The organism is Delftia sp. ZNC0008 (assembly GCF_000799035.1).
In the GTDB taxonomy this organism is placed as follows: domain Bacteria; phylum Pseudomonadota; class Gammaproteobacteria; order Burkholderiales; family Burkholderiaceae_C; genus Comamonas; species Comamonas tsuruhatensis.
Window position 1 is genome coordinate 1 of the sequence record NZ_JTKZ01000131.1, and the last position, 9,834, is coordinate 9,834.

General features: G+C 68.7%; 12 protein-coding genes. 9 read left to right on the forward strand and 3 right to left on the reverse strand.

Annotated elements, in window-relative coordinates:
- Positions 1-24: 24 nt before the first annotated feature.
- Positions 25-798, reverse strand: coding sequence for an IclR family transcriptional regulator (locus L995_RS04625; RefSeq protein WP_012201983.1), 774 nt, complete (start codon positions 796-798; stop codon positions 25-27).
- Between the two features lie 138 nt (positions 799-936).
- Here L995_RS04625 and L995_RS04630 point away from each other — a divergent pair, with 138 nt between their 5' ends.
- The 6 genes from L995_RS04630 to L995_RS04655 all read left to right on the forward strand — a co-directional run bounded on the left by L995_RS04630 (position 937) and on the right by L995_RS04655 (position 5,457).
- The gene (locus L995_RS04630) at positions 937-1,668 is read left to right on the forward strand and encodes an SDR family NAD(P)-dependent oxidoreductase (RefSeq protein WP_231574354.1); all 732 of its coding nucleotides are present in this window, start codon (positions 937-939) and stop codon (positions 1,666-1,668) included.
- A gap of 13 nt (positions 1,669-1,681) precedes the next feature.
- On the forward strand, positions 1,682-2,068 hold the full coding sequence (locus tag L995_RS04635; RefSeq protein WP_047469599.1) for an NIPSNAP family protein: 387 nt from the start codon (positions 1,682-1,684) through the stop codon (positions 2,066-2,068).
- A gap of 12 nt (positions 2,069-2,080) precedes the next feature.
- Positions 2,081-2,632, forward strand: a complete 552-nt coding sequence (locus tag L995_RS04640) for a VOC family protein (RefSeq protein WP_047469601.1) — start codon at positions 2,081-2,083, stop codon at positions 2,630-2,632.
- Positions 2,633-2,696: 64 nt separating this feature from the next.
- Positions 2,697-3,671: a tripartite tricarboxylate transporter substrate binding protein gene (locus tag L995_RS04645; protein ID WP_047469604.1), complete on the forward strand. Its 975-nt coding sequence runs from the start codon at positions 2,697-2,699 to the stop codon at positions 3,669-3,671.
- 4 nt (positions 3,672-3,675) lie between these two features.
- Entirely contained in the window at positions 3,676-4,257 is a 582-nt protein-coding gene (locus tag L995_RS04650; protein ID WP_047469608.1) for an NADPH-dependent FMN reductase, read from the forward strand.
- A gap of 81 nt (positions 4,258-4,338) precedes the next feature.
- Positions 4,339-5,457 (forward strand): alkene reductase, encoded by a 1,119-nt coding sequence (locus L995_RS04655; RefSeq protein ID WP_047469610.1) that lies wholly within the window; start codon positions 4,339-4,341, stop codon positions 5,455-5,457.
- Positions 5,458-5,562: 105 nt separating this feature from the next.
- Here L995_RS04655 and L995_RS04660 read toward each other — a convergent pair whose 3' ends face one another.
- Positions 5,563-7,266 (reverse strand): methyl-accepting chemotaxis protein, encoded by a 1,704-nt coding sequence (locus tag L995_RS04660; protein WP_016447285.1) that lies wholly within the window; start codon positions 7,264-7,266, stop codon positions 5,563-5,565.
- A gap of 300 nt (positions 7,267-7,566) precedes the next feature.
- Here L995_RS04660 and L995_RS04665 point away from each other — a divergent pair, with 300 nt between their 5' ends.
- Together L995_RS04665 and cueR are read left to right on the forward strand one after the other, a co-directional pair.
- A complete protein-coding gene (locus tag L995_RS04665; protein WP_012201975.1) occupies positions 7,567-7,761 on the forward strand; it encodes a heavy-metal-associated domain-containing protein in 195 nt (64 codons plus the stop codon).
- Positions 7,762-7,782: 21 nt separating this feature from the next.
- Positions 7,783-8,220 (forward strand): Cu(I)-responsive transcriptional regulator, encoded by a 438-nt coding sequence (cueR, locus tag L995_RS04670; RefSeq protein ID WP_043789533.1) that lies wholly within the window; start codon positions 7,783-7,785, stop codon positions 8,218-8,220.
- Here cueR and L995_RS04675 read toward each other — a convergent pair.
- Complete coding sequence (locus L995_RS04675; RefSeq protein WP_047469613.1) at positions 8,217-9,008, reverse strand: TetR/AcrR family transcriptional regulator; 792 nt, start codon at positions 9,006-9,008, stop codon at positions 8,217-8,219. The genes cueR and L995_RS04675 overlap by 4 nt on opposite strands.
- Before the next feature lie 130 nt (positions 9,009-9,138).
- On the opposite strand from L995_RS04675, the gene L995_RS04680 reads away from it, so the two are divergent.
- Positions 9,139-9,834, forward strand: a 696-nt coding sequence (locus L995_RS04680) for an ABC transporter ATP-binding protein (protein ID WP_047469615.1), incomplete at its 3' end; no start/stop codon positions are given.

The following is a 9,834-nucleotide window of genomic DNA, read 5'->3' on the forward strand; positions in this document are numbered from 1 at the left end:
CCGCGTTGTAGACCAGCCGGCCCCTTATCTTTTGCGCGTGCGGATGCGCTGCTCTATCTGGGCCGCCGCAGCGCGCACCTGCTGGGCGATGCGCCGCACGCGCGCCGCCGTCATGCGCTGGGTCAGCGCGGCCACGCTGACCGCCCCCATGGCCTGGCCCATGCTGTCGCAAAAATGCGCGCCCACGGCCGTCACGCCCAGGCTCACGCGGTTCTGTATCACGGCCACGCCTGCGCGGGCCGTTTCCTCGCAGGCCAGGCGCAGTCCCGCATCGGTGAGCTTGCCAAAGGCCGGCAGGGCGGGCGCCACGCGCTCGATGATGGCCTCGCGCTCCTCGGGCGCAATGGCGGCCAGCACGGCCAGCCCACCGGCGCCCACGCCCAGCGGGCGCCGGCTGCCGACCTGCAGCACCAGCGTGCGTATGGGGAAGTCGCCTTCGAGCCGGTGCAGGCACACGGCCTCGAATCCGCTGCGCACCACCAGGTAGGCCGTGTCCTCGGTTTCACGTGACAGCGCCGCCATGGCCGGCTCGCACAGGTCGCGTATGTCGTGCAGCATCGACCCGGCCAAGCCCAGCTCGAAGGCCAGCGGCCCCAGCCGGTAGCGGTGGGTCTGGGCGTCGTGCACCACCAGGCGCTCGGCAATCAGCTGCTTGAGGATGCGGTGGGCCGAAGGGTGGGGCACGCCGGATTTTTCGGCCAGTTCGCTGAGCGGGCAACCGCGCACGCCCCCGGTCGCCAGCAGCTTGAGAAAGGCCACGCCCCGCTTGAGGGAGCCGGCATCGGACGATGAGGTCATGTTCGTTTATCGGACAACTGAGTGGCGCCGCCGGGCGATTTGAAAACAATCGGAATGGCCGATCAACCACGGCCCGGCCAGGGCACGGCAAGGCCGGGCGCCACGGATTTCCGAATGATGCAACTCTCCCATCCGCCATTGCAAGACAGAATCGCCGTCGTCACCGGCGCTAGCAGCGGCATAGGCGCCGCCACGGCGCGGGCCCTGGCCCGCGAGGGCGCCACCGTCGTGATCGGCTACCACCAGGGCCGCGACCGCGCCCAGGCGCTGCGCGAGGAACTGCCGGGCAGCCACCACACGCTGCAGCTGTCGCTGCAAGACGAGGCCAGCCACGCCACCGCCGCTCAGTGGCTGCAGCAGCACCTGGGCCGGGTGGACCTGCTGGTCAACTGCGCGGGCTTCACCGAGCGCATCGCGCACGCGCAGATCGATGCGCTGGAGCCCGCGCTGTTCAACCGCATCCTGTGCGCCAATGTGGGCGGCACCTATGCCGTGACGCGGGCCCTGCTGCCGCTGCTGCGCGCCTCGCAGGATGCCGCCGTGGTCAACGTGTCCTCGGTCTCCGCCTTCACGGGCCTAGGCAGCAACATGGCCTATTGCGCCGCCAAGGCCGCGCTGGACACGCTGACGGTGTCCATGGCGCGCGCCTTCGGCCCGGTGCGCTTTCTCTGCGTCTCGCCCGCCGCCGTGGACACGGGCTTCGTGGGGGGCCGCAGCCGCCAGGAGCTGGAGAAAAAGGCCGCGCACACGCCGCTGGGCCGCGTGGTCGAGCCCGGCGATGTGGCGCAGGCCATCCTCGCCTGCGCCACGCATCTGCGCACGGCCACGGGCACGCGCATCGTGATCGACGGCGGCCACAGCCTCGGTTGAAAAAAGGCACGGCATGCTCGTCGAACAACGCACCTACACCGCCCACCCCGGCAAGTGGCGGGACTACCTGGCGCTCTACCAGGCCGAGGGCCTGGAGCTGCAGCAACGCATTCTGGGCCGCATGGTCGGCTACTACACCAGCGACTCGGGGCCACTCAACCAGATCGTCCACCTGTGGGCCTATACGGACCTGAACGAGCGCGCCGAGCGCCGCGCCCGCCTGCTGGCCGAGCCACGCTGGCAGGCCTATGTCGCGCGCATGCTGCCGCTGCTGCAAAGCCAGGAATCGAAGCTCCTGGTCCCGGCCCCCTTCTTCCAGCCCCAGTGGAGCGGCTGCCAGGAGCCGCTCCACGGCGCCACAGGCCCCGCGTCCACTTCCGGCCCCTTTTCCACCGACTGACAGGAGACATCCATGCTGTGCAAAAAGCTTCACCACGCCGCCTACCGCTGCAAGGACGCGGCCGAGACCGTGCGCTTCTATACCGAGGTGCTGGGCCTGCGCTTCACCCACGCCATGGGCGAGGACCATGTGCCCTCCACGGGCCAGTACAGCCCGCACATCCACATCTTTTTCGAGATGGAGGACGGCAGCTCCATCGCCTTCTTCGAGTGCCCCAGGGACCCGGGCCAGATGAAGGACATGGAGTCGCCGGGCTGGATACAGCACTTCGCCTTCGAGGTCGCCGACGTGGACACCGTGCTGCGCGCCCGGCAGGACCTGCTGGACCGGGGCATTGACGTGGTGGGCCCCACCAACCACGACGACTTCATCACCTCCATCTACTTCTTCGACCCTTCGGGCCACCGCCTGGAGCTGACCGCGCGCACGGCCGACGCGGCGCGCCACCAGGTCTTCGAGCAGGAGGCCATGCAGGTGCTGGCCCTGTGGAACGAGACCCACGACTGGTCGCAGCGCGCAAAGCTCTACGGCGCCCAGACCGGCTACGCGCGCGCGGACCGCTAGCAGCAACGCCAGCGAAGCCACTGGACACGTCCGCCGCGCGCAATACAAAAAAAGGAGACACGACATGAATGCCATCACCCGACGCGCGGCCCTGCTTGCAGGCGCCGCCTCACTCGCCCTGCCCACGGCCCGGGCCCAGGGCGGTTTTCCCAACCGGCCCATTCAATTGATCCACGGCTTTGGCGCGGGCGGCAATGCCGACGTGGTGGCCCGGCTCGTGGCCCAGAAGCTGCAGGAATCGCTCAGGCAGCCCGTGGTGGTGGAGATCAAGAGCGGCGCGGGCGGCTCCATTGCCAGCAACTTCGTGGCCAAGGCGGTGCCGGACGGCTACAGCCTGGTCATGCTCACGGGCGCGCACACCGTGTCGGCCGCGCTGCGCAAATCGCTGCCCTACGACGCGGTCAAGGACTTCGCCTTTGTCTCCACCGTCTCGTCCTTTCCCTTCGTGGTGGCCGTGCGCGCCGAGCATCCCGCCAGGACCCTCGCCGATCTGCTGGCCATGGCCCGCAAGGAGCCGGGACGCATCACCTTCACTTCGGTGGGCGTGGGCTCCACCCAGCACATGGCCGGCGAGCTGCTGGGCTCCACGGCCAAGGTGCAGCTGCTGCACGTGCCCTACCGGGGCGGCGGCGCACCCGTGCAGGCCGTGATAGCGGGCGATGTGGACGTGCTCAGCGACACGCTGACCGTGGCCATGCCGCACATCAAGTCGGGCCGGCTGCGCGCCCTGGCTGTCACCAGCGCCCAGGCCTGGCCCACTCTGCCCGAGGTGCCGCCGGCCTCGGCCGTGCTGCCCAGCTTCGAGGTGCGCTCCTGGCTGGGCCTGGCCGCGCCCGCAGGCACGCCCGCCGACGTGGTGCAAAGGCTGGCCGCCGAAACCCACAAGGCCCTGAAGGAGCCCGACCTGCTCCAGGCCCTGGCCAGCGCCGGCAGCGCGGCCACGCCCTGCAGCCCCGAGGAGATGCGTGGCATGGTGGGCGCCGAGATCGCGCGCTGGCGCGGCGTCATCCAGCAGGTCGGCATCGCGCTGCAGGCCTGACGCCATGGACATCATCGGACTGTGCGGCAGCCTGCGCCGCCATTCCCTGAACCGCCTGCTGCTGGAGCTGGCGGGCGAATGCCTGCCACCCCAGGCCACGATGCAGGTCTGCGACTGGCGCGCGCTGCCGCCGCTGGATGCCGACCTGCTGGCCACGGGCATGCCGGAACCCGTGCACCAGTTGCGCGAGCGCATCCGCCGTGCCGACGCCGTGGTGCTGGCCACTCCCGAGTACAACTTCTCCATTCCAGGCATGTTCAAGAATGCGCTGGACTGGATCTCGCGTGGCGACGACCAGCCCTTTCGGCACAAGCCCGTGGCCCTTGTCTCGGCCTCGCCGGGCCCGCTGGGCGGGGCGCGCGTCCAGTACGAACTGCGCAAGGTATTGCAGTGCATGGAAGCCGACGTGCTGGCCCGGCCCGAGGTGTTTGTGGGCCAGGCGGCGCAGAAATTCGACAGCCAGGGCCTGTGCACCGATGCCGCCACGCGCAGCTTCGTGACAGCGCAGATGCAGGCGCTGGGCCGACTCGTGGCACAGCACCGTCGCCTGCACGACAGCGCGCAAATCCCTGGCCTGCACGATTGATTCCATGGGCGTAATCTGTGCCGTACGCCGCGCCGCCCGCACGGGTGGCGCTTTTGCTTCACGCACAGAAAGCCCCGTTGCATGACCTCTCTGTTCGAACCCATACAGGCTGGCGAACTGCGCCTGCCCAACCGCATCGCCATGGCACCGCTGACGCGCAACCGCGCACCCCAGGCCCTGCCCAACGACATCATGGTCACCTACTACGCCCAGCGCGCCAGCGCCGGCCTGCTGATCAGCGAAGGCACGGCCATCAGCCACCAGGGCCAGGGCTATGCCCATGTGCCGGGCCTGTACGGCAGCGAGCAGCTCGACGGCTGGAGGCGCGTGACCGACGCCGTGCACAAGGCCGGCGGGCGCATCGTCACCCAGCTGTGGCATGTGGGCCGGGTCTCGCACACCTCGCTGCAGCCCGAAGGCCAGGCGCCCGTGGGACCGTCCCCGGTGGCGGCCAGATCCAAGACCTATGTGATCGACGAGGACTCGGGCAAGGGCCAGTTCGTGCCCACCTCCGCGCCGCGCGCGCTCGCCCAGCACGAGCTGCCCGCCATCGTCCACAGCTTCGCCGTGGCCGCGCGCAATGCCGTGGAGACGGCCGGTTTCGACGGCGTGGAGCTGCACGGCGCCAACGGCTACCTGCTGGACCAGTTCCTCAAGACCGGCGCCAACCGGCGCGATGACGACTACGGCGGCAGCATCGAGAACCGCGCCCGCCTGCTGCTCGAATGCACACGCGCCGCCGCCGATGCCGTGGGCGGCGGCCGCGTGGGCATCCGCCTGTCGCCCGTGACGCCGGCCAACGACATCGCCGATGCCGACCCCCAGCCGCTGTTCGAATACGTGGTGCGCCAGCTGGCGCCGCTGGGCCTGGCCTACATCCACATCATCGAAGGCTCCACCGGCGGCCCGCGTGAGTTGCCCGACCGGCCCTTCGACTACGCGGCCCTCAAATCCGCCTACCGCGAGGCCGGCGGCCAGGGCGCCTGGATGGTCAACAACGGCTATGACCGCGACATGGCCCTGCGCGCCGTGGAAAGCGGCCACGCCGATATCGTGGCCTTCGGCAAGGCCTTCATCTCCAATCCCGACCTGGTCCACCGCCTGCGCGACGACCTGCCGCTGAATCCCTGGAACTCCAGCCTGTTCTACGGCGGCGGCGCAGAGGGCTATATCGACTACCCGTTCGCGCGCCAGGCCTGATTGGCGGCCGCACAAACAAAAAGCGGAGTGCATCGCACTCCGCTTTTTTTATCCAGACGATTCACGTGGAACAGGGGCCGGGCCCCTGTCCCTGCGTCCGCTATCTCAGGCGTGTTCCAGCAGCTGGGTCTCGCGCGTGTCACGGCCAGAGGCCAGCGAGGCGCGGCCTGCGGCCGGCGCCAGGCTGGGCTGGCCCTGGGAGGGACGGCCGTAGGAAGCATGCGAGCCCATGGATGCCACGGCCGCACCGGCAATGCGGAACTGGCCCACCACCTGCGCCAGGCGCGCGGCCTGCTCGCGCAGCGACTCGGCGGCGGCAGCCGATTCCTCGACCAGGGCTGCGTTCTGCTGCGTCATGCGGTCGATATCGCCCACGGCCTGGTTGACCTGGCCGATGCCTCCCGACTGCTCGCTGGAAGCCGCCGTGATCTCGCCAATGATGTCGCCCACGCGCTGCACGCTGTCCACGATTTCCTTCATGGTCTTGCCCGCGTCCTCGACCTGGCGCACGCCCACGTCCACGGCCTGCACGCTGGTCTGGATCAGCGCCTTGATCTCGCTGGCCGCCTGGGCCGAGCGCTGGGCCAGGGATCGCACCTCGGCCGCCACCACGGCAAAGCCGCGGCCCTGCTCGCCGGCACGTGCCGCTTCCACGGCGGCGTTCAGCGCCAGGATGTTGGTCTGGAAGGCGATGGAGTCGATCAGGCCGATGATGTCGCCGATCTTGCGGCTGGAGGTCGTGATCTCCTGCATGCTGACCACAGCCTGGGCCACCACGTCGCCACCGCGCGTGGCCGTGGTCGAGGCAGAGGCCGCCAGCTGGTTGGCCAGCTGCGAGGACGATGCCGTCTGCTGCACCGTGGCCGTGAGCTGGGACAGCGAGGCCACGGTCTCCTGCACATTGCTGGCCGTCTGCTCTGTGCGCGAGGACAGGTCCTGGTTGCCCGTGGCGATCTCCTGGCTGGCCGTGGCGATGTTGCCGCTGGCGTCGCGCACCTGGGTCACCATGGAGCCCAGGCTCTGCTGCATCTGGTCCAGCGCGCGCTGCAGGTCGGCCACCTCGTCCTTGCCCTCCACCTTGACGCTCTGCGAAAGGTCGCCCTGGGCGATGGTCAGCGCCGTCTGGCGCGCCTGCACCAGGGGGCGGCAGATGGACAGCATGTTCATCAGCGTCAGCGGCACCACCACCAGCACCGTGAGCACCACGGCGGCGACGAAGATCCACTGCGTCTGCTCGGCCACGCCCTGCTCCTCGGCGGCCATGGCATCGACCTGCTGGCGCAGCAGCTGGTCGAGCTGGGCGATGAGCTTTTCGACCTCGGCCACCTCGGCCATGGCCTTGCCGCTCATGCGGTTGGCCGTGGTGGCCGTGTCGTAGCCACCGGCCTCCAGCTGGCGCGCAATGTGCTCGAACTGCTGGCGGTAGCGGTCCACACGGTCGGAGATGCCGCTGACGATGGCATCGTCGGCAGGGTCCTCGTCCTTCAGAAAACGCCCCGCCACGGCCTTGACGCGCTCGATGGCCGCCAGCCACTGCCCGTGGGCCTTGCGCACCTCGTCGGCACGCTCGTACTGGATGATCATGTCCTTTTCATGGGCGCGCACCGCGCCCAGCTCGGCGCGCAGCTCCACCATGTAGCCCATCTTGGCGTACGAGGTATGCATGAACTGCTGACTCATGCCATGGATGCGGAACATGCCCAGCATCCCGGCTCCGCCCAGCAGACCCAGCAGCACCAGCACCATGGCGATGGCACCCAGCATCCGCGTGCGGATCGTGAAAGCCCGCATCATTCCCAACAAGTTCATGACCGTTTTCCTCTCTGTCAGTCAGGGCGCACGCACGGTCTCCAAATGCATAGCGCCAACGTAAATACAAATTGTTGCAGTTTGTCAGATGATCGCCAATGGTCTATGACGGTTTTTGCATATTCACGGCTCTTTTCGATCTATCGGCCATTGCAGCGGATCATTGAGCCGGCCGACTCACATCGAGTTGGGCCAAATCAACCCTTGCCCAGCCAGGCGCTTGACCTTGCCATGGTGTCAGGGTTCAACATGCCGTCCATGGCTTGCGCCACTTCGGCGCGCCCCAACCAGGAGCTAGAAATGCAACATGTTTTCACCGTGCAGGGCATGACCTGCGGCCACTGCGAACGCGCCGTCACCCAGGCCGTGCAGGGCGTGGATGACCAGGCCCAGGTAAAAATCGATCGCGCAGCCCAGCGCGTGGAAGTCGACAGCAGCGCCAGCCGCGAGGCGCTGGGCGCGGCCATCGCCGAAGAAGGCTACAAGGTCGCCTGAGTCCCCGGAGTGACACGCACCATGTCCGCCCAAGCACAGCACTGGCCCGTCTCCATCGGCGAGGCCGCGCGCCGCGCCGGTGTCTCGGCGCGCATGGTGCGCCACTACGAAGCCCAGGGCCTGCTGCCGCCCATGCACCGCACGGACGGCGGCTACCGCCAGTACGCCGAGTCCGACGTGCACGCCCTGCGCTTCATCCGCCGCGCCCGCGACCTCGGTTTCTCCATGGACGAGATCGCCACCTTGCTGGGCCTGTGGCAGGACAAGAGCCGTGCCAGCAGCCAGGTCAAGGACATCGCCCAGCGCCACATCGACGCACTGACCGAGCGCATCGCCGCCATGCAGGCCATGCAGCGCACGCTCAAGACCCTGGTGCACTGCTGCCACGGCGACGACCGGCCGGACTGCCCGATATTGGATGATCTGGCAGCGCAGGACGAGGGCAGTACGGCGCCCTAGCCTGCTGCCCCGCCGGGCGGTTGTCCTGGGCCTCGGGCCTCGGCTGCTGCACGTTTCGAATCCGGATTGCGCGCCCGCTTCTTTTGCTGTGCAGGGGCCTGGTCCCTGCGCAACACCCCCCCCATCAAGGTATCAATGCACTGCTGCGCCACTTCCTCGGCCGAGTACTGGCCGCCGGGCTGGTACCAGCGGCCTATCCAGCTGAGCGCGCCGGCAATCACGAAGGCCGTCATCTTGGGGTCGCAGGGGGCCAGGGAGCCCTCCTGCACGCCGGCGGCCACCAGGCGGCGGAAGGCCTGGTCTATGGCGGCCTTCTGGCGGCGCAGTTCGCGGCGGCTGTCGGGGGGGACCTGTTCGTCGCCGACACGGATCAGGCACATGCCGAAGTCCATGGTGACGATGCGCGCATAGACCTGCATGCAGGCGCGCAGCTGGTCCACGGCCTGGCCACCTGCGCGGCGCGAGGCCTCGATGCCTTTCAGCGTCATGGCCAGGCCCTGGTTCACGCACTGCAGCAGGATCTCGTCCTTGTTCTTGACGTAGTAGTACAGCGTGGGCTTGCTCACGCCCAGCCGCGCGGCGATGTCGTCCAGCGAGGTGGCGGAGAAGCCGCGCTCGTTGAACAGCTGCGCGGCGGCCTGCAGCACGGCTTGGCGCTTGGCCTCGCGCTGCTGCTCGCGGTCGGGCGTGCCGCTCCAGGGCGAGTCCACGGCGGGCGCCGCACGGCCTTTGCGGGCGCGGGTTCCGGGGCTGGGTCGGGTCTTGGTTTCAGGGCTCGATGGCTTCATGGCGGCGGGTGCACCGGGGAAATCACCGATGCTGCATGCGGTGGGCGACAACCAGAATCTACTCCAAAGTAAACAGCCTACGCACCAGTAGGCTCCTGCCCGGCTCGACGAACCAACGCACGAGACAGCCATGGAGACACACCCCGACGGCGGCCCGCCCGCCCCCTTGCTGCAGGTCGATGGCATCACGCTCGCCTTTGGCGGCGTGAAGGCGCTGTCGGGCGTGGGCTTCGATGTGCAGCCCGGCTCGATCACGGCCGTGATCGGTCCCAACGGCGCGGGCAAGACGTCGCTGTTCAACACCATCTCGGGCTTTTACCGGCCGACGGGCGGCTCCATCCGCTTCCAGGGCGAGGACATCACGCGCGTGCCGGCGCCGCGCCGCGCGCGGCTGGGCCTGGGGCGCAGCTTCCAGAACATTGCGCTGTTCCGGGGCATGACGGTGCTGGACAACATCAAGCTGGGCCGCCACGCCCACCTGCGCACCAACGTGTTCGATGCCCTGCTCTATCTGGGCCGCGCTCGCCGCGAAGAGGCCGAGCTGCGCCGCGACATCGAGGAGCGCATCATCGATTTCCTGGAGATAGACCACATCCGACATGCGCCCGTGGCCGCCCTGTCCTACGGCCTGCAAAAGCGCGTGGAGATGGCGCGCGCCCTGGCCATGCAGCCGCGCATCCTGATGCTGGACGAGCCCGTGGCCGGCATGAACCGCGAGGAGACCGAGGACATGGCGCGCTTCATCCTGGACGTGCGCGCCGAATGGGGCGTGACCGTGCTCATGGTGGAGCACGACATGGGCATGGTCATGGACCTGTCCACGCGG